Origin of the sequence: Amycolatopsis sp. NPDC049252, assembly GCF_043197175.1 — a bacterium.
Lineage (GTDB): Bacteria > Actinomycetota > Actinomycetes > Mycobacteriales > Pseudonocardiaceae > Amycolatopsis.
Genome location: NZ_JBICSQ010000003.1, coordinates 67,557 through 90,934, shown reverse-complemented (window position 1 = coordinate 90,934; position 23,378 = coordinate 67,557). Strand labels below are relative to the sequence as shown.

Annotated in this window: 14 protein-coding genes; 6 read left to right on the top strand and 8 right to left on the bottom strand. The window is 69.1% G+C overall.

The genetic code is table 11. From position 1 onward, the window contains the following. Window positions 1-2: 2 nt before the first annotated feature. Window positions 3-485 (bottom strand): DUF3761 domain-containing protein, encoded by a 483-nt coding sequence (locus tag ACGFMK_RS05805; protein WP_392758785.1) that lies wholly within the window; start codon window positions 483-485, stop codon window positions 3-5. Window positions 486-637: 152 nt separating this feature from the next. Here ACGFMK_RS05805 and ACGFMK_RS05800 point away from each other — a divergent pair, with 152 nt between their 5' ends. The 3 genes from ACGFMK_RS05800 (at window position 638) to ACGFMK_RS05790 (ending at window position 4,550) form a co-directional block, all read left to right on the top strand. After that, window positions 638-1,696, top strand: a complete 1,059-nt coding sequence (locus ACGFMK_RS05800) for a sensor histidine kinase (protein WP_392758783.1) — start codon at window positions 638-640, stop codon at window positions 1,694-1,696. A gap of 7 nt (window positions 1,697-1,703) precedes the next feature. Continuing rightward, window positions 1,704-2,372 (top strand): response regulator, encoded by a 669-nt coding sequence (locus ACGFMK_RS05795; RefSeq protein WP_392758781.1) that lies wholly within the window; start codon window positions 1,704-1,706, stop codon window positions 2,370-2,372. Window positions 2,373-2,486: 114 nt separating this feature from the next. Then, a complete protein-coding gene (locus ACGFMK_RS05790) occupies window positions 2,487-4,550 on the top strand; it encodes an MMPL family transporter (protein ID WP_392758779.1) in 2,064 nt (687 codons plus the stop codon). On the opposite strand, the gene ACGFMK_RS05785 is transcribed toward ACGFMK_RS05790, so the two are convergent. The 3 genes from ACGFMK_RS05785 to ACGFMK_RS05775 all read right to left on the bottom strand — a co-directional run bounded on the left by ACGFMK_RS05785 (window position 4,547) and on the right by ACGFMK_RS05775 (window position 10,389). Then, window positions 4,547-6,883: a GH92 family glycosyl hydrolase gene (locus ACGFMK_RS05785; protein WP_392758778.1), complete on the bottom strand. Its 2,337-nt coding sequence runs from the start codon at window positions 6,881-6,883 to the stop codon at window positions 4,547-4,549. The two genes, ACGFMK_RS05790 and ACGFMK_RS05785, sit on opposite strands and share 4 nt — an antisense overlap. A 114-nt stretch (window positions 6,884-6,997) precedes the next feature. Continuing rightward, window positions 6,998-9,169, bottom strand: coding sequence for a 3-hydroxyacyl-CoA dehydrogenase NAD-binding domain-containing protein (locus ACGFMK_RS05780; RefSeq protein WP_392758777.1), 2,172 nt, complete (start codon window positions 9,167-9,169; stop codon window positions 6,998-7,000). Window positions 9,170-9,177: 8 nt separating this feature from the next. Continuing rightward, complete coding sequence (locus ACGFMK_RS05775; protein WP_392758775.1) at window positions 9,178-10,389, bottom strand: acetyl-CoA C-acetyltransferase; 1,212 nt, start codon at window positions 10,387-10,389, stop codon at window positions 9,178-9,180. Window positions 10,390-10,536: 147 nt separating this feature from the next. On the opposite strand from ACGFMK_RS05775, the gene ACGFMK_RS05770 reads away from it, so the two are divergent. Continuing rightward, window positions 10,537-11,715: a TetR/AcrR family transcriptional regulator gene (locus tag ACGFMK_RS05770; protein ID WP_392758773.1), complete on the top strand. Its 1,179-nt coding sequence runs from the start codon at window positions 10,537-10,539 to the stop codon at window positions 11,713-11,715. Between the two features lie 291 nt (window positions 11,716-12,006). After that, window positions 12,007-13,845, top strand: a complete 1,839-nt coding sequence (locus tag ACGFMK_RS05765) for an HEXXH motif domain-containing protein (protein ID WP_392758772.1) — start codon at window positions 12,007-12,009, stop codon at window positions 13,843-13,845. An 18-nt stretch (window positions 13,846-13,863) separates the two neighbouring features. Here ACGFMK_RS05765 and fxsT read toward each other — a convergent pair whose 3' ends face one another. The 4 genes from fxsT to ACGFMK_RS05745 all read right to left on the bottom strand — a co-directional run bounded on the left by fxsT (window position 13,864) and on the right by ACGFMK_RS05745 (window position 21,956). Next, the gene (gene fxsT, locus ACGFMK_RS05760; protein ID WP_392758770.1) at window positions 13,864-18,348 is read right to left on the bottom strand and encodes an FxSxx-COOH system tetratricopeptide repeat protein; all 4,485 of its coding nucleotides are present in this window, start codon (window positions 18,346-18,348) and stop codon (window positions 13,864-13,866) included. 1 nt (window position 18,349) lies between these two features. Continuing rightward, window positions 18,350-19,447, bottom strand: a complete 1,098-nt coding sequence (locus ACGFMK_RS05755; protein WP_392759349.1) for an AAA family ATPase — start codon at window positions 19,445-19,447, stop codon at window positions 18,350-18,352. Then, window positions 19,440-20,906, bottom strand: coding sequence for a hypothetical protein (locus ACGFMK_RS05750; RefSeq protein ID WP_392758769.1), 1,467 nt, complete (start codon window positions 20,904-20,906; stop codon window positions 19,440-19,442). Before ACGFMK_RS05750 ends, ACGFMK_RS05755 begins: the two co-directional genes overlap by 8 nt. 171 nt (window positions 20,907-21,077) lie before the next feature. After that, complete coding sequence (locus ACGFMK_RS05745) at window positions 21,078-21,956, bottom strand: hypothetical protein (RefSeq protein WP_392758767.1); 879 nt, start codon at window positions 21,954-21,956, stop codon at window positions 21,078-21,080. A 154-nt stretch (window positions 21,957-22,110) separates the two neighbouring features. On the opposite strand from ACGFMK_RS05745, the gene ACGFMK_RS05740 reads away from it, so the two are divergent. Continuing rightward, window positions 22,111-23,316, top strand: coding sequence for a low temperature requirement protein A (locus tag ACGFMK_RS05740; RefSeq protein WP_392758765.1), 1,206 nt, complete (start codon window positions 22,111-22,113; stop codon window positions 23,314-23,316). The last annotated feature ends 62 nt before the right edge of the window (window positions 23,317-23,378 follow it).

The following is a 23,378-nucleotide window of genomic DNA, read 5'->3' as shown; positions in this document are numbered from 1 at the left end:
TCTCACAGCCAGGTGCGCACTCCGCCGTGCCCCGAGCAGGTGCCGGAACGGTGCTGGCTGTAGCTGTAGCTGCCGTCGTTGCAGAGGGCGGTCGCGCCGGACGGGTTGGTGCTCGGCCGGTGCACGCAGGTGCCGTCCGAGTTCCGGTAGTAGTCGGCACCGCACGCGGCCGGTTGCGGCGCGGGCTTGGCCGTGGTCTTCGGCGCCTGAGCTTTCGCCGCGGTCGTCTTCGGCGTGACGGCGTTGGGTGCGACAGCCTTGGGTGCGGTCGTCTGCGGCGCGGCCGGAACCGTCGTGGCGACCGGCACTTCGGACGTGGTGGGCGCCGCGGTCGTGACCGGAACGGAATACGCGGGCGTCGAATACGTCGACGACGGCGATTCGACGACACCGACGTTGCCGGCTTCCTTGACCTGGGGCGAACCGACACCACAGCCCGCGACCAGCAGGCCTGCCGCCAGGATCAACCCGAGCTTCTTACCCACGACCACTCCTTAGCCAAGCGAACCAATGCCGCCTAGTCGGTGACCGGAAATCGTTTGTTACAAAGGAAAATCGCGGTCGGAACCCAGTGCATTGTGGGCAAATCCCGTCCCGTCGCGCCATCCACCCGCGCGTGGCGTCCTAGACTCGCCGTATGTCCTGGTTACGGCCGTACGCCGCGGAACTCGCGGTCACCGTCGCCGTGCTCGCGGGTTCGCTGTTCGCCGTCCTGAGCGACACCGCCGAACCCGGGAACCACGTCGTGCTCGGCTGGGTCCTGACGGTCGCCTGCTGCGCCGCGCTGTTCCTGCGCCGCCGGTATCCACTGGCCGTCGCCGGGTTCGCGCTGGTCTGCTGCGCGCTCTACTACCCGCTGACCGATCCGGACGGGCTGGTGCTGCTCGCCTTCGCCTACACGCTCTACACCGCCGCCGCGGCCGGCCGGATCCGCGGCGCCGCGCTGCTGGTCGTCGCGGCGATGGCGGGTGTCGTGGTCGGCGAAATCAGCTCGCGGACCGGGCGGCACGTCGACAACTTCGCGTTCTTCCTGATGACCGGCTGGTTCGTCGCGCTCGTCGCGGGCGGCGCGGTCGTGCATTTCCGCGCTGCGGCCGAGCGCACCAAAGCAGCCGAAGCGCGGGCCGACGAACGTCTCCGCATCGCGCGAGAGCTGCACGACGCGCTGGGTCACCACCTCGCGCTGATCAACGTGCAGGCCGGAGCTGCACTGCATCGCCGTGACCCGGAGCAGGCGGAGGAAGCACTCGGGGCGATCAAGGACGCGAGCAAGACCGCACTCCAGGAGTTGCGCGCGACCCTCGGCATGCTGCGCCGGACCGGAGCGCCCGCGCTCTCCCGCGTCGCGGAGCTGGCTGAATCGGCCGGCGCGTCCGGGCTGACCGTGCGCACCGAGATCGACGGCGTCGCCCGGGACCTGCCGCCGGACGTCGAGCACGCCGCGTTCCGGGTCGTGCAGGAAGCTCTGACGAACGTCGCGAAGCACGCCGCCGCGGAGACCGTCGTCGTCCGGCTGGGATACGGCGAAACCGAGCTGTCGGTGCAGGTCGACGACGACGGACGGGGCGGCTCTGCCCCGGCGGGCAACGGGATCCGCGGTATGACCGAACGCGCGCGTGCGCTCGGCGGCGAAGTGACTGCCGCACCGCGCGAAAGCGGCGGTTTCCGGGTGCGTGCCCGGCTGCCGGTGCGATGATGGGCCGATGATCCGCGTCCTGCTCGTCGACGACCAGCGGCTGGTCCGCGCCGGCTTCCGGTCCATTTTGGACGGTGAAGCCGACATCGACGTCGTTGCCGAAGCCGCGGACGGGCGCGAAGCTCTGCAGGCCGCTCGCGAGCACAGGCCGGACGTCGTGCTGATGGACATCCGGATGCCGGTGCTCGACGGCCTGGCCGCCACCCGTTACCTCCTCGAAGACCCGACGACGGCCGGCACGAAGGTCGTCATCCTCACCACGTTCGACCTCGACGAAGACGTCTACGGCGCGCTGCGCGCCGGCGCCAGCGGGTTCCTGGTCAAGGACACCGAGCCCATGGAGCTGATCCACGCCGTGCGCGTCGTCTCGCGTGGCGATGCGCTGCTGGCGCCGTCCATCACGCGGCGGCTGATCTCCGAATTCGCCGCGCGCGTCACCCGCCCTGCGCCGTCGCCGGCGTTGGACCGGCTCACCGATCGCGAACGCGAGGTGCTGTCCCTGGTCGCGGCCGGGCTGTCGAACGCAGAGATCGCCCGCGAACTCACGCTCAGCCCGGCGACGGCGAAGACGCACGTCAGCCGCATCATGACGAAGACCGGCGCCCACGACCGCGCCCAGCTCGTCGTGCTCGCGTACGAGTCCGGCGCGGTGACGCCGCGCTGGCTCACCCCCTGAGCCCTACCCCCGCGGGAGTACGGGAAAGGCCTTAAGGGACACCGCTGGGAGCACCCGAAGTGCCCTCCGGAGCGCGACGCGGAGTAGTGCAGCTCTCGCGGATTCTTGTCCGCCATGGACACCATCACTCTCATCTCCGGCGGACGGCTGGCGCGCCTGGCCGGCTGGGCGCAACGCCACCGGTGGCTCGCCGTCGCCCTCTGGGCCCTGGTCCTCCTCGCCGTCACATTCACCTCCCGGCTCACCGGGAGCGCCTTCCACGACGACAAAGCCCCCCCCCCCCCCCCCCCGGGCACCGAGTCGCAGCAGGTCGTCGACCTCCTGAAGAACACCGCGCAGTCCGGAGCGACCGCACAGATCGTCCTGAAGGCCGAACCCGGGCTTGCCACGCAGCGAGCTGCAGTCGACGAAGTTCTGGGAAATGTCCGATTGCAGCCCCACGTGCGGGCGGTGACCGGGCCCTTCGAGACGCTGTCGCCCGAAGGCCGGATCGGCTACGCGACCGTCACCTTCGACGCGGCCTCGGCCGATCTTCCGTACGACGACATCGTCAAGTTCGCCGCCGCCGCGAAACAGGCCGGACCGGTCGAAGTGGCGTTGGCCGGCGACCCGATCGAGCGCATCTCGAAGGGCGGCGGGCCTGCGGAAGGCGTCGGGCTGCTGGGCGCCCTGGTCGTGCTCGTGTTCCTGTTCCGCTCGCTGCTCGCGGCGGGCCTGCCGGTCATCACCGCGGTGTTCGCGGTCGGCAGCACGCTCGGCGCGATCACGATCGTCTCGCACTACGTCGACATCGCGAGCTACACATCGCCCCTGATGATGCTGGTCGGGTTCGGTGTCGGCGTCGACTACGCGCTGCTCATCTTCTCCCGCTACCGCGGCGAGATCCTCGACGGCCACGACCGCGACACGGCGGCGCGGCGCGCGCTCGACACCGCCGGGCGCTCGGTGCTGTTCGCCGGAACGACGGTGATCATCGCGCTGCTCGGCCTGCTCGCCCTCGGGCTCGGCGGACTGCAGGGCGTCGCGCTGGCCGTCGCGCTCACCGTCCTCATGACGATGCTCGCCTCGGTGACGCTGCTCCCCGCGCTGCTGTCCCTGTTCGGCAAGCGGCTGGAACGCGGAATCCGGAAGCACGCGATCAAGCGCGAGCACGGCAAGGCCTGGCGACGGCTCGCGGACGGCGTCCAGCGTCGGCCGCTCGCGCCGCTGGCGATCGGGCTGATCGTTCTCGTCGGACTGGCCATACCGGCGGGGGGCATGCGGCTCGGGTTCGCCGATTCGAGCACCGACCCTGTGGGGTCGACGACGCGCAAGGCGTACGACCTCATGGCCGAAGGGTTCGGCCCGGGTTTCAGCGGACCGCTCGCCGTCGTCACCGAAGACGGTGATCCTGTCGCGCTGCAGCAACGACTTGCGTCCACACCCGGGATCGCCCGCGCATTGCCGCCGAAGGGCCCGACGGTGCTCGCATTCCCGACGACGTCACCGCAGGACGGGGCGACCGCCGAACTGGTGACGCGCCTGCGCACCGAAGTCCTGCCGTCACTGCCCGGCCGCTACCTGGTCGGGGGTTCGGTCGCGGCCGCGACGGACTTCGCCGACGCCGTCGCCGACCGGCTGCCGTTGTTCGTGCTGGTGGTCGTCGGGCTGTCGGCGTTGCTGCTGATGGTCGTCTTCCGGTCGGTCCTGATCCCGCTCAAGGCGGCGCTGCTGAACCTCCTGAGCATCGGCGCCTCGCTGGGCGTGATGACGCTCGTGTTCGGCGACGGCTGGTTCGGCGCGCAGCCGGGCCCGATCGAGGCGTTCGTGCCGGTGATGATCTTCGCCATCGTGTTCGGACTGTCCATGGACTACGAGGTGTTCCTCGTGTCGCGGATGCACGAGGAGTGGCGGCGCACCGGCGACACGCGGCTCGCGGTGCGCGAAGGCCTGGCCGCGACCGGCGGCGTGATCACCGCCGCCGGCGCGATCATGGTGCTGGTGTTCGGCGCGTTCCTCCTCGACCCGTCGCGGATGCTGACGCAGTTCGGGCTCGGCCTGGCGGTGGCGGTGCTGCTGGACGCACTGGTGATCCGCTGCCTGCTCGTCCCGGCGATCATGCGCCTGCTCGGCGCGCGGGCGTGGTGGCTGCCCAACTGGCTGGACCGCCGCCTCCCGCACGTCGCGCTGGAACCCTAAGTCCCCCACAACGTGGGCGTTTCCGACAATCGGACATCCAGGGAGCTGCCGGTGCGCAGGAAGGACGCGTCGAGCTTCCAGTCCCGCTGCGGACGTCCACCGCGCCGGACGTCCGCGACGTACTTGCCGCTGCCCGACGTCGTGATCCGGATCGGTGCCCCGGCCGCCGGGCGGATCACGGCGCTCGGGAACAGCGGGCTCGACAGCAGCAGCTCGCCCGATCCCGGCGTGCGCGGGTAGATGCCGAGCGCGGCGAAGACGTACCAGGCGGACATGGTGCCGAGGTCGTCGTTGCCGGGCAGGCCCGACGGTCCGGTCCCGTACACCGAGTTCACCAGCTGCCGGACGGTTTCCTGCGTCTTCCACGGCTGGCCGAGTTCGTTGTACAACCACGGCGCGTGGATGTCGGGCTCGTTCGTCGGGTCGTACTTGAGCGGGCCGCCGCCCTTGAGCTGCCAGTTCCCGTTCGCGTCGTGGAAGAAGCCGTCAAGGCGGGTGACGGCGTTCGCCTTGCCGCCCATCGCGTCGGCGAGGCCGGAGACGTCCTGCGGGACCATCCACGTGTACGCCGCCGCGCTGCCCTGGGCGAAACCACGGTCGCTGGCCGGGTCGAACGGCGTCACCCAGCCGCCGTCGACGTTGCGGGCCTGCATGTAGCCGGTCTCCGGGTTGTACACGTTGCGCCAGTAAGCACCCCGGGCATGCAGCTCCGCGGCTTCGCGAGTACGACCCAGCAGCTCCGCGAAATGTCCGATTGCGAAGTCCGCGACCGCGTCCTCGAGCGTCTCCGCGGCGCCGCCCCAGCAGTGGCAGACGTCGTTGGGCGCGTAGTGCGACGTCAGGTACTGCGCGAGGTTCGGCCGCTGGCCGACGCACTGCCCCGGGCAACCGCCGTCCTGCAGTCCCTCCGGGCGCGGCACGGTCGCCTGCTTGTACAGCGAGTCGAACACACCGCGGTAGTCGAAGTTGCGGACGCCCATCGCGTAGAACGTCGCGAGCGTCGCCGCCGTCGGGTCGCCGGTCATCACGTGGGTCGCGCCGTTGACGTGCACCCAGCGGTCCCAGACGCCGTCGTTCTGCTGCGCGTAGTTGTAGAGCGACTGCGCGAAGTTCCCGGCGACGCGGGGTTCGAGCAGCGCTAGGAGCTGCACCTGCGCGCGGTACTGGTCCCAGCCGGAGAAGTTGGAGTACTGCGCGTCCTGACCGCGGGCGAGGCGGTGGGGTTTCTGATCCATCCCGAGGTACTGGCCATCGATGTCGCTCACGAGGTTCGGCTGCTGCAGGCCGTGGTAGAGCGCGGTGTAGAAGGTGATCTGCTGGTTGGCGGTGCCGCCGCTGACGTCCACGCGGCTCAGCTCGGTGTTCCACGCTTTCTTCGTCGCGGCCGCGACGCTGTCCACCGTGGACGTCGGCGGCTGCTCGGCCCGCAGGTTGCGCTCCGCGCCGTCGAGGGAGACGTACGAGATCGCGATCCGCATGGTGACCTTGCTGCCGGGCGCGAAGGTGACGTACCCGCCGGAACCCCGGCCGGCACGGTCGGCGCCGGTCGCGTACCCCTCGCCGCCGGTCTGGTCGAGGCCGCCCGGCTGCAGCGTCGCGTCCTTCCACGTCCCGGTGCCCGCGAACGGCTGGTCGAACTGCGCGGTGAAGTACAGGCGGTAGTAGGACTTGCGGTTGTTGACCCCACCGTTCGCCCGGCGGCCGCAGAACGCGCCGGTGAGCACGGACCCGGTGACCTTGCGGTTGGCCGGATCGAGGTGCGTCTCGGCGTCTTCGCTGCCGTTGAGCGAGTTCGACGTCCGGAAGAGCAGGCTGGCGGGCTTGCCCGCCGGGTACTGCAGGGCGCCGATCGCGGTGCGTTCGGTCGCGGCGACGTCGGTCGTGACGCCGTTCGCGAGACCAAGCTTGTAGCGACCCGGCGTCGCCGATTCGTCGGCGTGGCTGAAGTTGCTCGCGTAGATCGCGTCGGTGGTGTCGGCGGTCGGCGACGAGGTGACGTCGCCGGCGAACGGCAGGATCGGCACGTCCCCCGCGGCGCCCGGGTTGCAGCCCGCGCCGTTGACGTGGGTCAGGCTCAGGCCACGGATCCGGGTGGTGTCGTACTGGTAGCCGTTGGCGGCGCCGGTACTGGTCTGGTCCCCGCGCGTACTGGTCGGACTCCAGGCGAGCATCCCGAACGGCGCGGTGGCGCCGGGGTAGGTGTTGCCGTCCCCGGCGGAGCCGATGAGGGGATCGACGAAGTCGGCAGGACTCAGCCCGGAGGCGGCTGACATCGTTGTCAGACTCGAGGCGAACAGGACGGCGGCGAGTACCACCGTGACAGGACGGCGCATGGGCGGAGATTAACCGCGTCCGATGGCCTTTGGGCGAACTGGAGCGGACAAACAGGCGGACACGCCGAAGGCCGCCACCGGAGAACTCCCGGTGACGGCCTCCGACGTCAGCGCTTATTCGTAGATCTCGCCCTTGGCGGCCTTCTCCACCAGCGAAGCCGGCGGCTCGAAGTGGTCGCCGTAGCGAGCGGCCAGCTCGCGCGAACGGTCGACGAAGCCCTGCAGGCCACCCTCGTACTGGTTGATGTACTGGATGACGCCACCCGTCCACGCCGGGAAGCCGATGCCGAAGATGGAGCCGATGTTGGCGTCCGCGACCGACGTCAGCACGCCCTCGTCGAAGCACTTGACCGTCTCGAGCGCCTCGGCGAACAGCATCCGCTCCTTGAGGTCCTCGAACGGCACCTCGGCGGAACCGGACTTGAAGGCATCACGCAGGCCCGGCCACAGACCGGTGCGCTTGCCGTCCTCGCCGTACTCGTAGAAGCCCGCGCCCGTCGAGCGGCCCTTGCGGTCGAACTCCTCCACCATGCGGTCGATCACGCCTTCCGACGCGTGCGCCTTCCACACGCCGCCCGCGGCTTCGACGGCCTCGCGGGTCTCCTTGCGGATCTTGCGAGGCAGGGTCAGCGTCAGCTCGTCCATCAGCTGCAGCGGCGGCGCCGGGTACCCGGCCTGCGAACCCGCCTGCTCGATCGACGCCGGCTCGACACCCTCGCCCAGCGCGGCGACGGCCTCGTTGATGAAAGTGCCGATGACGCGCGAGGTGAAGAAGCCGCGGCTGTCGTTGACGACGATCGGGGTCTTCTTGATCTGCAGCGTGTAGTCGAAGACCTTCGCCAGCGTCGCCGGCGACGTCTTCTCCCCGCAGATGATCTCGACCAGCGGCATCTTGTCCACCGGCGAGAAGAAGTGGATCCCGATGAAGTCCTCGGTCCGCTGCACGCCCTCGGCGAGCGTGGTGATCGGCAGGGTCGAGGTGTTGGAACCCAGCACCGCGTCGGCGTTGACGACGCTCTCGATCTCGCCGAACACCTTGTGCTTCAGCTCGACGCTCTCGAACACGGCCTCGATCACGAAGTCGACGCCCGCGAAGTCGGCCGGGTCGGCGGTCGGCTTGATCTTCGCCAGCAGCGCGTCCGACTTCTCCTGCGTGGTCTTGCCGCGCGAAAGGGCCTTCTGCTCGATCTTGGCCGCGTAACCCTTGCCCTTTTCGGCCGCCTCGAGCGAGACGTCCTTGAGGACGACGTCGATGCCGGCCTTCGCCGACACATACGCGATCGCGGCGCCCATCATCCCGGCACCGAGCACACCGACCTTCTTGGCCGTGTACTTCTCGAAGCCATCCGGCCGCGAGCCACCGGAGTTGATCGTCTGCAGGTCGAAGAAGAACGCCTTCGTCATGTTCTTCGAGACCTGGCCGGTGGCGAGGCTGATGAAGTAGCGCGTCTCGATGGTGATCGCGGTGTCGAAGTCGACCTGCGAGCCCTCGATGGCGGCGGCCAGGATCGCCCGCGGCGCCGGCATGTTCGCGCCCTTGATCTGCTTGCGCAGGTTCGCCGGGAACGCGGGCAGGTTCGCCGCGAAGCTCGGGTTGGACGGCGTGCCGCCCGGGATCTTGTAGCCCTTGACGTCCCAGGGCTGGACGCCGCCTTCGGGGTTGGCCTTGATCCACGCCTTAGCGGCGGGGACGAGTTCCTCGACGGTGTCGACGACCTCGTGGACCAGGCCCAGCTCCAGCGCCTTGCGCGGACGGTGGCGCTGACCCTGCAGCAGAACGTTCAGCAGCGCGCTCTGGATACCCAGCAATCGGACAGTGCGCACAACGCCACCGCCGCCGGGCAGCAGGCCCAGCGTCACCTCGGGCAGGCCGATCTGGCTGCCCTTGGCGTCGGCCGCGATGCGGTGGTGCGTCGCCAGCGCGATCTCCAGACCGCCGCCGAGCGCGGCGCCGTTGATCGCCGCGACGACCGGCTTGCCCAGCTGCTCGATCCGCCGCATCTGGCCCTTCATCAGGCCGGACGACTCGGTGAACTCGACCGCGTTCTCGGGCTTGGCCTGGATGAGGTCGTTCAGGTCGCCGCCGGCGAAGAAGGTCTTCTTCGCGGAGGTGATGACGACGCCGGTGATGGAGTCCTTCTCGGCCTCCAGGCGGTCGACGGTCACGCCGAGCGACTCGCGGAAGTCGGCGTTCATCGTGTTCGCCGACTGCTTCGGGTCGTCGAGGGTCAGGGTGACGATGCCGTCTTCGTCCTGCTCCCAGCGGATGGTCTTGCTCTCAGCCATTAGTGTCCTCACACCCGCTCGATGATGGTGGCGACGCCCATGCCGCCGCCGATGCACAGGGTCACCAGGGCGCGACGCGCCTGGCGGCGTTCGAGCTCGTCGACCACGGTGCCGACCAGCATCGCGCCGGTGGCGCCGAGCGGGTGACCCATGGCGATCGCGCCGCCGTTGACGTTGACCTTCTCCTCGTCGAGGTGCAGGTCCTTGATCCACTTGAGCACGACGGACGCGAACGCCTCGTTGAGCTCCCACAGGTCGATGTCCTCGGGCTTGAGGCCCGCGGTCTTCAGGACCTTCTCGGTGGCCGGGGTCGGGCCGGTGAGCATGATCGTCGGCTCGGAGCCGATCGACGCGGTCGCCACGATCCGGGCGCGCGGCGTCAGCCCGAAGGTCTTGCCGATCTGCTCGGAACCGACCAGCACCAGCGCGGCGCCGTCGACGATGCCGGAGGAGTTGCCGCCGGTGTGGACGTGGTTGATCTTCTCGACCGAGTGGTACTTCTGCAGCGCGACGGCGTCGAAGCCGCCCAGCTCGCCGATGCCCGCGAAGGCCGGCTTGAGCTTGCCGAGGCCCTCGACGGTGGAGCCGGGACGGCGGTGCTCGTCGTGGTCCAGGACGGTCACGCCGTTGATGTCCTTGACCGGGACGACGGACTTGGCGAAGTAGCCGCCGGACCAGGCCGCCTCGGCCTTCTCCTGCGAGCGCACGGCCCACGCATCGACGTCTTCGCGCGAGAAGCCCTCGATGGTCGCGATCAGGTCGGCGCCGGTGCCCTGCGGGACGATGTAGTTGTCGTACGCGGTGGCCGGGTCCATGAACAGCGCGCCGCCGTCGGAGCCCATCGGCACGCGCGACATCGACTCGACACCGCCGGCGATGATCAGGTTGTCCCAGCCGGAACGGATCTTCTGCGCGGCGGTGTTGGTGGCTTCCAGGCCGGAGGCGCAGAAGCGGTTGAGCTGCACACCGGCGACGGTCTCGGGCAGACCGGCGTTCAGCGCGGCGGTGCGCGCGATGACCGCGCCCTGCTCGCCGACCGGCGAGACGACGCCGAGCACGACGTCGTCGATCACGGCGGGGTCGAGGTTCGGGTGACGGACCTTGAGTTCGTTGATCAGGCCGACCACCAGGTCGACCGGCTTGGTGCCGTGCAGGGCACCGCCCTTGTTCTTGCCGCGAGGCGTGCGGATCGCCTCGTAGATGTAGGCCTCGCTACTCACAGAACCTCTCCTCGCGAGCGGTGGACGTCGTCGTTCCGTGGCCGACGATACCGGCCAGTAGGGCTAATGGCCATTAACATATCGCCGGATAACCCCATGGTGTCAATGGGTTGCAGGTGTGCCGTTAACCGCTATCGTCGACTCACCATGACCGACTCCGTGCGCTCTGCGCGACCGCGCGACCGCAAGGCCCAGCTGGCCGCGGTCGCCGCGGAGCTGTTCCGTGCGCGCGGCTTCCCGGGCGTCGGCATCAAGGACATCGCGGACGCGGCGGGCGTCACCGGCCCGGCGCTGTACCGGCACTTCGCGGACAAGCAGGCGATCCTCGCGTACGTCGTCCTCGGCGGTTTCGAGGACCTGGAGGCGGCGACGGCGGAGGCCCTGTCCGACTCCGTTCCGCCCGCCGACCAGCTGGAAGCCCTGCTCACCCGTCTCGCGGCCCAAGCCGTCGAGCGCCGGGAGATCGCGGCGCTGTGGCGCTGGGAAGGCCGTCACCTCCCGAAGGAAGACCAGCGGGAGATCGCCCGCCGATCGGCGCTGGCACTGGCGTCGTGGTCGAAGGCGCTGCTCGTCCAGCGGCCGGAACTGCCCGCCGAGGACGCCGAGTTGCTGTGCTGGGCAGCGCTGTCGGTGTTCGGCAGCGTGTCGGTCCACCACACGTCGGTAGCGCGCCGTCGCTTCGCCGCGTTGCTGGTCGAACTGGCCGACGGTGTGCTGAACGCCACACTGCCGACGCCCTCGTCGCCGCCTTCCGCGCCGACGGTGAGCCTCGGCACGCCATCCCGCCGCGAGCAGGTCCTGGCGGCGGCAACGGGGCTGTTCGCCCAGCGAGGCTTCCACGACGTGAGCATGGAGGACATCGGAGCGGCGGCGGGCATAGCGGGCCCGAGCGTGTACCGCCACTTCCCGAGCAAGGCGGCACTGATGGTGGCCATCGGCCACCGGGCGGCAGACCGGCTGGCGCTGGCGGCCGAGCGGGCGATGCAGACGTCGGACGAGCTTTCCGCCTTGCGCCGGTTGGCAGCGTCGTACGTGCACACGATCCTGCACACGCCGGAATTGCTGGTGTCGTTCTCGGCGGACCGCGTGACGATGCCGGACCGGGACAAGGCCGGACTCCTGCGCGTGCAGCGAGATTACGTCGCCCAGTGGGCGACGCTGCTTTCGGCGGTGCGTCCGGAGTTGCCTGCGCGAGAAGCGAAGATCACGGTCCACGCGGCGCTGACCATCGCGAACGACCTGGCCCGCACGCGCAGGGTGGCGGCCCGACCGACCTTCGAGGCCGAGCTGACGACGTTGTTGCACATCGTGCTCGGCATCGCCTGATCGGCGCACTGCGTCGGTCCCTGTCGCAATCGGCGGGAATGCGAGACAATGTTTCTGGGCCGATGGGGTCCGCTCCCTGCGAAAGGGGAAAAGCGCGATGCAGGCAGCTCGTTCCGGAGCAGAAGGCGGAATCGAATCCGAACTCCTCGACCTCGGCAGCGTGTCCCTCACCAGGTTGCGCACCTTGGACAGCAGCGAAATGCGTAAAGCGCTGCGGCATGTGGTCGAACGGGCCGCGCACGTGCAAGTAACCGCGAGTGGAACCCAAGGGGCGAAGCGAATCGACTGATCATGGCTTCGCCCGAAACCGACGACTTGGCCGCGGAGTTGCGCCGGCATCAGCTGCTCTGGTCAGACTTCGACGCACTGGCCCGCAGCGAAGGAGATCCTGACCAGCTGCGCAAACTGCGATCAGCTGAGCGAAGCCGACGGCTGCTGCTCATGCGGAGCCTCGTCGAGGTGGTCACCAAATCGGCGGACCTCTACCACCCGCTGCCCTCGCCCGAAACAGCGTGGCAATTGCTGTCTCGGGTCGAACGAGCGGCACCGGAGGCACTCGAGGCGATTCTTGCCCATCCGTACACTGGAACCTGGGTCGGGTACACGACGCGGCTGTACCGGCAGGACGTCACCGGCGTCTGCCCATTGTGGGTCCACGTGGGGCACGTGCACTGCTTGGCCGCTGCTGCCGCCGTGCGTGCCGGAATCCCGTTCGAGGCGGAGATTCCGGTCTGGCAAGGCAAAGTCGCCCTCCCGACGCTCGGGCTGGCGCGCCTGCGAGCCGAAGCACCGTTTTCCGTTGCCACGATCCGGAGCGGAGACGGCGTCGTCGAGATCCGCAATCCGCACTCGGCCGTTCGCCTGCCCACTCTCCTGTCCGCGGACGCACCGGGCTGGTCCGGGATCAGGGAAGTCGTCTGCTGGTCAGGTGATCGGCGGCTCGCCGTCCGGCTCGACGACGTCGACCCGTACCGCGGCCTGTACGAGCCGATTCCGCCGGAGCGCCTGGAGCCCGTCGAAGTCGAATCGTGGCGGACGGTGCTGGACGGCGCCTGGCAACTGCTCACCAGACACCTGCCCGCGGTCGCGGAAGCCCTTCCCGTCGGACTGGACTCGCTGGTTCCCGAACCCGCGGTTCCGTTCCGGCTGCCGAGCGCGTCGACCGGTGAAGCTTTCGGCAGCGCGATCGTGGCGTACGGCGAAGATCCGGCTACGCTGGCGGCCGCTCTCGTCCACGAGTTCCAGCACATCCAGCTGGGCGGCTTGCTCCATCTCGCTCGGCTCAGCGAGGACGACCCCCGGGAGCGGCTGTACGCACCTTGGCGCCCGGACCCACGACCTGTCGGCGGAGTGGTGCACGGTATCTATGCCTTCTTCGGCGTGACGTCCTTCTGGCGCGCACTCGCCGTGGCTGAACCGGATCACGAGCTCGCCGCCTTCGAATTCGCGCTGTGGCGTGGGCAGGTGTGGCACACCCTCACCGCGATCCGCGCCGACGGGAGCCTCACACCGGCCGGACGCCGGTTCCTCGACGGCATCGGCGCGAAAATCCAGCCGTGGCAACACGAGCCGGTCGCCTCCAGCTCCCGCGTGTGGGCTCGTTTCGCGGCCGAAGACCACTACGCGGTCTGGAGGGCTCGGCACTTGCGGCCTGACCCGAGCACGGTCGGGGAACTGGCGGCGGCCTGGCGAGCGGGGGCCTCCCGGCCGCGATCCGCGTTGACGGCTTCAGCAGTGCCGCAGACGGTGACCCCGGTACCGGATGGGGACTGGCAGGATGCCCGCACCGACCTGATCCGGCTCCGCCTCGGTCCGGACGGTGCCGAGCGGTTCGCCGGGCACGGCGCTTCGGTACCCGGCGCGACCGAGGCCGACCTGCAGTTCGTGGCCGGAAGACCACTGGAGGCGGCGGCTGTCTACCGGCGCGCGCTGACCGCGAACCCGGACGACCCGGCGGCGCTGGCCGGCCTGGGTCTCGCCCTCGCCGTCCGGAGCACCGGACCAGCGTCCCGAGCGCTGCTGCACCGCCCGGAACTGGTCCGGGCGGTGCATCGGCTTCTGCGCGACGAGCCGCGAACGACCCCCTCCGTGGAAGCGGTCGCCGGTTGGCTGGGCCGGTTCACCCACTGAACAACTAGCGAGAGCTGCCTACAACGGCATCGGGTCGATGTCGCAGTCCGCGCGGACGCCCCGCGCCGCCGACTCGGTTCCCGGGTGGTTCTCCCCGAGCACCAGGCGATACCGCGTCACCACGTCTTCGTACAACCCATCCGCCTCGGCGGTCTCGCCGAGTGCCCGGAGGTCGAGCGAACGGTTGAGCTGCGCGGCCAGCGTCGTCGGGTGGTCCTCACCGAGGACCCGACGAGCCCGGTCCAGCAAGTCGGCGTCCAGCGCCGCAGCCTCGGTCACCCGGTCCAGCGCGAACAAGTCGCTCGCCACGTCGATCCCGCACACGATCGTGTGCGGGTGGTCTTCGCCGAGCTTCTCGCGGAACTGCTCCAGCGACCGTTCGTCGATCACGCGGGCGCTCGACGGGTCTCCGCTGAGCCTCAGGGTCACACCGAGGTCCAGTGCGGCGGACAACGTGTGCGGGTGGCTTTCCCCGAGGTTTTCGCGGTAGAGGTTGAACACCTCTTCACCGAGCTCGCGAGCGTCGGTGAACTTCCGCGCATGCCGGAGGTCGATGGAATGTCCGAGCGCACAGGCCATGGCGTTCGGGTGACTGCTGCCGTAGCGTGCGCGCAACTTCCGCAGCGCGTCGTTCGACAGTTCGAGCGCGGTGTCGTGGTCACCGTCCTTGCGACACGACACCGACTGGAAATAGCGGCGCCGGAGCGTGCCGACGCTGTCACTGCCGTAGAGTTGCTCGGCCCGCTCCGCGATGCGTTCCATTTCGATGCGTGCCCACGGATAGTGCCCGAGTTCGCGACGCGCGAGCACGAACAACACCTGCGTGCCGATGGTGTTGACGTTGTCGAAGCCGAAAATTTCGACCCGACGTGAGTAGGTCTTTTCCGCCAGCTCACGGGCTTCTTCGTATTCTCCGGTCAGCAGCAGTGCGACGATGAAGTCGTGTGCGGCCCCGAGGGTGATCGGGTCGTCGTGGCCGAACAGGCCACGGGCGTTGACGTAGATTTCCCCGTTGCGACGCCGGGCGTCGGAGAAGTCGCCTCGCGCCTTCAGAACGAGCGCATAGGTGAGCTGCGCGTTCAACGTTTCCTCGCGGTCGGGACCCAGGGCTTCCGTGTAGCGCCTCAGCATCTCCTTCGCGACGTCGGCCGCCTCCTGGTAACGCCCCACCACCCAGTAGAAGAAAGCCAGCCGCTCGGCAGCGCCCAGTTCCAGCAGCGGCGGATCCTCGGCCAGTTCCTCGCCGCGCACCAACCGCTCCTCCCGGTCGGCCGCCCAGGTCTTGACCGCCCGCTCGGCGAGGGAGAGCGCGCCCTCGTGGTCACCCCAGTGGTAGAGGAACGAGAACAGGTTGACCACCAGCTGGCGTGCCCAGGAATCGGTGCATTCGGTCAGCTCAGCGTCATAAATGTGCGGCAGGATCTCCTGGTACCGCGACCAGGTCTGCGGTGATGCCGGGTCGTTCGGGTCCAGTTTCGCCAGCAGAAGATGAGCGCCGTGGCGCATTTCGAGCCGGTGCTGCTCGCCCATTCGCTCGCGCAGCACCAATTGGACGAGGCGGTGCAGCAGCAGCGTGTTGCTGCGGTGGTCGATCTTCGCCAGGCTGTAGCGGTTGACGTCGCGGATCGCCCGGCCCAGCCGCATGGGGTCGCGCAGCGCCGCGTCAAGCTCCGGAGCGATGGAAACCTCCCGCACCCCGGTGAACAGGCTGCGCGAGATCGGTTCGGGCGCGAAGAAGGCGCAAACCTGAAGCAGCTGGTGAGCTGCCGGACTGCGGTTGCTCAGCTCGTCGAAGGAGACGTTCCACGCCGCGGCGACGGACACCTCGTAGTCGCTCGGGGCGGAGGTGTCGAGGATTTCGGTCACCTTGTTGTCGAAGAGCTGCAGGTAGTCCCGCGCCGGCATGCCGGTCTCGGCCAGCCAGGCGGCCGCCTGCTCGATGGCCAGCGGCAGGTCGCCGAGTTTCTCGGCGATCAGGTCGGCGTCGGCGTCGGCGAGTTCCGAACGACGCAGGCTGAGCAGGTTCTTGCTTTCGTCGCGCTGGAAGACCGCGACCTCCAGCGGCCGCGCTATGCCGGCCCAGCCGGCGTTGCGCGAGGTGACGAGGATCTGCCCCGGCCCGTCCACCGGGAAGAACGGGCGGACCATGGCCGGGTCCTCGGCGGAGTCGAAGACCAGCAGCCAGCGCTTGTAGGGGCGACCCAGCCGCAGCGCCTCGCGGACCGCAGGCACGGCGGTGATGGCCTCATCGGCGCCGGGCAGCCGCAAGTGCTGGGCGAGTTCGGTGAGCGATTTTCGGATCTGCGTGTCCCGGGTGGCCTGGATCCACCAGACGATGTCGTAATCCTTCAGGTGCCGGTAGATGTATTCCACCGCCATCTGCGTTTTGCCGATCCCACCCATTCCGTGCAATGCCGCAGGCAGCACAGCGGTCGTTCCCGCACCAAGGCGTTCACCCAATTGATCGAGCAGTTCACGCCTTCCGGTGAAATTCGGATTCTTGGGCGGAACGGTACCCCAGACGGGTGGTGCTTCGTCGCCTGTACGGCGTTCACTCCGGATCGTCGAGTCGGCCACTTCACGGACGACTCTCGTCTGCGAGGCCGCTACCGCCTCGCCTGGTAAGGGGGAATCACCGGCGGTACCGTCATCGGAGTGGACGCCGGCTGCAGGTTCGCTTGCGGAACCCATCGGCTTGAGTTCCTGCGACATAGTCTCGCTCACCGCCGGGATGGTAGTGGGTCGATCCAGCGACTGCCCAGCCCCTATCCTACTCTCGCGCGCGGACATCGCCAGAGCCTCCTGAAGTTGACCAATACCGGCGAGTCTGCTTTCCAATCTGTCCGCACGTGACAAATATGGACCGGACAACGCCCGCATCAAGTCACGTTCCAACGCTATCTCAGCCGGCGTCGCGGCCGGCAGAACGGGATCCGGTGTGGCGTCCGGCGCGGCCAGCGCGGCCTGCAGTCGCACGAGCACCGGTTTCCGGTCGCCGAATCGCCTCGAAGCGCTGATCACGGCGTGCGCCGTGTCCGAGCGCCGGGCACCGCGCAAGAGCAACTGCCGCACGTGTCCGGCGAAGTCCCATTGTGCCCGGTCCCAAGGGGTTCCGTCTCGGACACCCTCGAGCAACCCGCTGGTGAAGACCTCGGCGAGGTGGTCGGGGCCCGATCCCGGAACGAGTTCGGCCTGCAAAGCGCGGGCGACCCCCACGTCCACCGGCACCGCGGCCAGGAGCGTTGCCAGGCGGAACGCCGACGGCGACGCCGAACTGTGGAAATGCTTCACCTTTTCCCCCGCGGACCGTTCGATCGCGGGACCGGCCTCGTGGTCGGGCGGCCGCGGTTCATCGCGGGCGAGCACGACGGCGGCCTTCCGCGCGGTGCCGCCCACCCCCGTGACCAGCGACGCCCACCAGCCGAACCAGCGGTCCTGCAGCTCGATGACCGGGATCGGCACCGCGCCCGCGGTGACCTCCGCCGCTTCGGCCGCGTTCAGCAGCACGTCCGCCGAGCGCACGTCGTAGGTTCCGTTGGGGCGCAGCGGTCCCGGCGGGGTCAGTTCCGTCTGGTGGATATCCATCCCGCCCCGCGGCCAGAGCCGCTGGGGCAGCAGGTGCACGATCGCGACCGGCATGGCTCGGCCCCAACGGGCGAGCATCGGGGAGACCAGGTCCCGGTGCCACGCGTCGCTCACGCCGTCGGTCACCAGCAGGAGCAGGCTCCGGCCGGCCGAACCGATCAGCTCGCCGGCGCCCCTCGCCGGGGCGTCTGCCGTCCCGCCGCGCAGGGTCGGGCCGAGCACCTCTCCCCCTTCGGCGGGCCCGGTCTTGCCGGTCTCCAGCAGCCGGACGCGAACGGACCGGAAGGCACCCAGGCATTCCACCAGCCGGACGAAGGCGCTGACCGTCGGGGTCCACAGCGCCATCGACGGCGTGGCGTCGATGACGAGTGTCAGATCGAGCCAGCGGCCACGCCGCCGGCGGGTGAGCGGCAGCCACACCCCCGTCTGGGCCGCTTCCTCCGCCGTGCGGTCCTCGTCGAGCTCCACGTCGGCCGCGCTCGAGACGACTTTCCGCTTGAACGGGCGCAATGCACGGACCAGCCCGACTGCGCCGGGCAGGATCGGAACGGCCGCGGCCTCAGTGAGGTCCACGTCCGGCCGGTCGTCTTCCGGCGTGGAGGTGAGCAGGCCACCGGCTCCGTTGGTCCGTTCGGTGAACACGGATCGATCGCCCGGCGGTGGATCGCGATCCGGCTCACTCCCGTCCTCTGCGTGGGCAGCCGGCGGTACCGGGGCGTCGCGCGGCGCCGGTCTCCCGCTTTCCCGCCGGCTTGGCGTATCCGTCGGCCGCTGGCGTTCCGGCCGGGCCGGCGGTTGCGGTGGACGGGAAGCCGGTGCCGCGGTGCCGTCGATGGCCGCCATCAGCCACAGGCCGTCGCCGAACTCGGACCACGTCAGGTCGTTGTCACCCGCGGTGGGGTCAGGCCGCTCCGGCATGTCACGACACCTGCTGGTTGAGCTGGCGCCACAAGGAATCAACCATCCTTGACCAGGCTTCGCCTTCGGGCCGGTACCCACCGGAGGTGGCCAGGAAGATCGCGTCGAGCAGCTTGTCCGCGGGCAGTCCACCGACGGCGGCGCTGCGCGCGACGAACTCCTCGATCAGCCCGGACTGCTCGCTCCGCGGATCCAAGGCGTGCGCCGCGACCATCGCGGCGAGTTGCTCGGCATCCGGCTCGCGGGTTTCCAGGCGAAGGCACCGCCGGAGGAAGGCGGGCGGGAATTCCCGTTCGCCGTTGCTGGTGATGACGACGAAGGGGAACGCTGCGCAGCGGACCCGGCCATGCTCGACCTCGGCGGTGTAGCCGGGGTCCGCCGTGAACACCTCGGCCGAGGCCGAGCGACGCGCATCGCGGGCCAGCTCGGGAATGACGAACTCGCCGTCTTCGAACAAGCCCAGCAGGTCATGCGGCAGGTCCGACTCGGACTTGTCCAGTTCGTCGACCAGGAGGACCCGCGGCAGCCGACGCGGAAGGAAGGCCGTACCCAGTTCACCCAGCCGGACGAACTCGCCGATCGGGGCCTCCACCGGCGCTCCCGCGCCGGTGGAGGCGCGGGCGAACTCCTTCCCGGTGGCAGCGGCCTGCACGCGGCCAATCGCGTCGTAGTCGTACAGCCCCGACTTGAGCGTCGTCTGGGAAGTGATGGCCCAGCGCAGTACCCGGCCGAGCCCCAGTTCCCGCGAAACGCGGTAGGCCAGGCTCGACTTGCCGCTTCCCGGACGGCCCGTCACCAGCAGGGGTCGTCGCAGGTACAGCGCCGCGTTGACCATCTCGACTTCGTGTTCGTCGACGTCGCGGGCCGAATAACTCAATTCGGTCCCGAGCTTGCGCTCGATTTCCCCGTCGTCGGGGGGGAACGTGTCGCGCTCCGGGAGCGTGGCGCCCCGAAACGTGCGCCACGGCGGCGGGTCCGGTAGCCGGTCGGCCAACCGGACGTCGTGCAGCGGCCTGCCGGTACCACGGTAGATCCACCAGTCGGGAGGACTGTCCGGGTGCCGCGGGCCACCGACCCGGCTGTCAGGAAGCTCAGTCACGCTCGGCACCTCCTTCGGGGTGCCCGATGATCCCGGTTTCGGTCAGGGGAAGCAACCGGTTGGGGTCGTCCCATAGCACCACCAGGTCCGTGAGTGCGCCGCCTTCACCCGACGACGGCGGTTTCCGAAGTACGTCCAGCCGAGACTCCCTGGCCAGCGCGGGCAAATCCCCCAATCCACCCCTGCTTTCAGCTAGCCAGGCTACCACTTCGCGAACGACTTCCGAAGGGGCATTGGGGTTCCAGACGATAACGGGTACCCCGGTTCGCAATGCGGGCAAAAGCTCGTCCTGGCCCGGAATCGCGCTGACCGGCGGTGATTCGGTCAGCACCGTCATCGCCCATTGATCGTCGCACAATATCGCCTCGAGCCGGTTCCGATCCGCACCATCGCCGGAACGGCAGAAATACACCCGTTCGATCGAAGGGTCGCCAATCCACGACTCCCACCGCCGGCGCCAGACCCGGTGCCAGCGCGGGGAGCTCATCCGTTCCAGTGAGCGCACGACCGTCGGGTAGCTGAGGTAGAGCGGCTTGGGTACGCCGGAGGCGCGCTCGGTCGCCCACGAGTGCACCGGCAGGCTCAGCAGCGCACGCGGCAGGACGAATTCGACGACCGCGTCGACGGACGCCCCGGACCACGCCCTTTCGGCTTCGGCGACCAGCACGTCGACGTGGTCTTCGAGGTCGCTTTCCCGAACCAGCGCGGGTTCACCCCTGGCGGGCGGCCAGTCCCGCGGGTCGTCCTGCCGCCAGCAGGACACTTCGTACAGGTCGTCGTCGATGGAGTCCGGCCGCACGACGATCAAGAGGTACAACTTCGCCTGCGGCTGCCGGGCCGGAGACGGGTGGCCCGGAGTGCCGGGCGGGCTCGGCGGAGTCAGCTCCTGCCGCAACTGGTCCAGCGCGTCCCCCAGCCGAAGCCGCCGGACCTGCCCGTCCGACCACGCGCGCAGCTCCGCGGCGAGTCGGTTGTCGAATTCCGCGGCGATCAATTCGACGAAGATCAGCAAGGGAGGAAGCTCGCCGGGACCGGCGTTGAAATCAGCGAGGCCGGAGAACGCCTCCGAAGCGTCCTCGTAGCGCGGAGGCGGCGAAACGTACCTCGCCGCGCGGCGAACGGCCAGGTCGAGCCCCGGCGGCGCGAATCCGATCAGCCGCTCGCGCAGTTTTTCCTGTTCGGATTCCGGCACGACCTCGTGCATCCGCACCGAGGACACGAGGGTGCGCACCTCGGCGTATTCCTTGCTGCCGGGCCGGAGGAATTCAATCACCCGGGCCAGCACGTCCAGGCCGTCGGCGAGGCGGCTGCACGCGGAAACGATCTCGATCAGCTGATCACGCCCGGTCAGCTGATCCGGAAAGCTGAACGGATGGTCGAGCGCTTCCCGCAGTTCCGTCACCATAAGGTTCCGGATCGATTTGTCGTCGGCAAAACCGGCCACCACCAGCACGTCCACTACAGCTTTGCGGACCGCGATTCCCGGGCCGGACTGCCGCTGCCTCACCACCTGAAGCACTACCTCCCCCGCCCTGAGAAGCGCACCGAAGATCGTGAGTTTACCTGTTCGGCGTAATCGCAAAAGGGCAGAAACTTGACACGGTCGGCAAACCTCCGGCGCGAACGAGGGTCAGGACGTCCTTCCCTCGTGCCAGTCGTCGATGATCGCGGCCAGGGCCGTGACTTGCGGTGATTCCGGTTCAATGGTCCGAACCGCGCCGAGGAGGTCGCCGAGACCACCGTCGAAGCGCTGGCACGTGCGCGCCAGCGCGATGACGTGCAGGCGGTCTTCGGCATGATAGGGAACCACGTCGGCGATTTCCCGTCTGGGGAACAAGTCCAGCAGCAACCGACGGCTTTCGGCCCGACGCACGCACGGCACCGCGAGCAGCGCTTCGACCAACGCCGGGAACCCCTCGAGCTTCACCGCCTTCGGCGCGGCGACGTGCGTTCCGTTCACCGCACCCAGCAGACGCAGCCAGGCCCAAGCGGGGCGCTCGCCGGTTTTGACCTTCACCGGGATCCGGCGGTAAGACACCGGATCGGCTGCTGGGTCGTGGTCCACGACGTCGCGGTAGATCAACTCCGAAGCGATGAGAGCGAGGTCGGCCTTCGCCTCCTTCTGCGCCGCCTTGGCCTCTGGTGCTTCGAGGATGCGGAACGTGAAGCTCACGGCCGGGCTGATCGAGCCGTGACTGCCTTGGGCGACTTCGCCGGCGTGCAAGGCCATCCGGAGCCGGACCTGCGCCTCCGCCGAGCGGACGTAGTTGTAGCGCCGCAGCTCGTCGCGCACCCGGTTGGGGAGCTCGGCGACCAAGTCCGCCTTCGCGATTTCCGGCGGCAGCAAGATCATCGCGCCGTCGCCGGTGTTCTCGACGAAACAGGCGTCCCAGGGGATACCGGTCTCCGCAAATGATGTGCGCAGTACCCGCCACAGGCCCTCGTGCACCTCGCGCAGGTGGGCCATGGTTCGGCTCGGGTTGTTGTAGCCGGCGATGTCCACGGCCATGATCGTCTTGTGCAGCGCGGCCGGATAGGAATGCACGGCCCACCTCCCCACGTCCCGGGCTCATTGTCCCAGACGTATGCACGCTCGGCCATGTTCGCGCAGGGCGTTACTCCGAAACGCGACGCCGGCGGTGGTGCGGCGGCCATAATTCGGCGTGCCAACGAGACGCCTGCACCTGGTGAGCGCGGATGAGGACCACCGCGTCTCCACCATCGAGCTCTTCTTCGACCTGGTCTTCGTCTACGCCATCACCCAGACCACTCAGCTGATGGCCGACCACCTGAGCCTGCTCGGGGTCGGGCAGGGGCTGGCCATGCTCGCCGTCCTGTGGTGGTGCTGGTGCTCCTACGCCTGGCTCGGGACGACCATCCACGTCGACCACGGGGTCGCGCGGCTGGCGATGTTCGGGGCGATGGCCGTGATGTTCCTCGTCTCCCTCACCATTCCCGAGGCCTTCGTCGATCACCCCGGCGGGCTGTTCGCGCCTGTGCTATTCGTTGCCTGCTACGCGCTCGTGCGGTTGCTGCACCTCGTCGCCTACCTGGGGGCCGCGCGGCACGATCCGGGGCTCAGGCGGGTGCTGCTGCGCATGTTCGTCGGGTTGCTGCCGAGTGTGGTGCTGCTTGCTGTGAGCACAATGCTGACCGGGCCCTGGCAGCTGGGGCTGTGGGTGGTCGCGCTGCTCATCGACTACCTCAACGTCTACCTCACCGGGCCTGACGGCTGGCGGCTGAACTCGCCCGCGCACTTCGCCGAGCGGTTCGGGCTGATCGTGATCATCGCGCTCGGGGAGTCGATCGTGGCGATCGGGATCGGGATCGGGGCGCTGCCGATGTCGTGGCCGGTCGCGGGGGCGGCCGTGTGCGGGCTCGCGCTGGCCGCGGGGATGTGGTGGACCTACTTCGACGTCGTCGCGCGGGTGTCCGAGCACCGGTTGACGCGGGCCACCGGGCGTGAGCGCGCGAAGCTCGCCACCGACTCCTACACGTTCCTGCACCTGCCGTTGATCGCCGGGATCGTGCTGGTCGCCCTCGGACTCAAGAAGGCCCTGCTGTACGTCGCCGACACCGACCACCACGTCCCCGGAGAGGCGCTGCACGGCGTGCCGGTCTGGACGCTGACCGGCGGGCTCGCGCTCTACCTGGTCGCGCTGAGCTCCCTGCGCAAGCGCAACCTCGGCAGCTGGAACTACCAGCGGCTGGTCCTGGCCGTTGTGGTGCTCGCCGCGACGCCGTTGCTGGAACACGTACCCGCCGCCGTGCTGGTCCTCGTCGTCGCCGTCGCGGTGCTCGGACTCATCACCTTCGAACGCCTCCAGTTCGCGGAATGGCGGAAGCAGGTGCACGCCGACCACTCGTAAGTGACCCCACACTGGCGCCGCGGCGGATACCGGGTTAACCTACTCACGAGTAGGTAACGCGG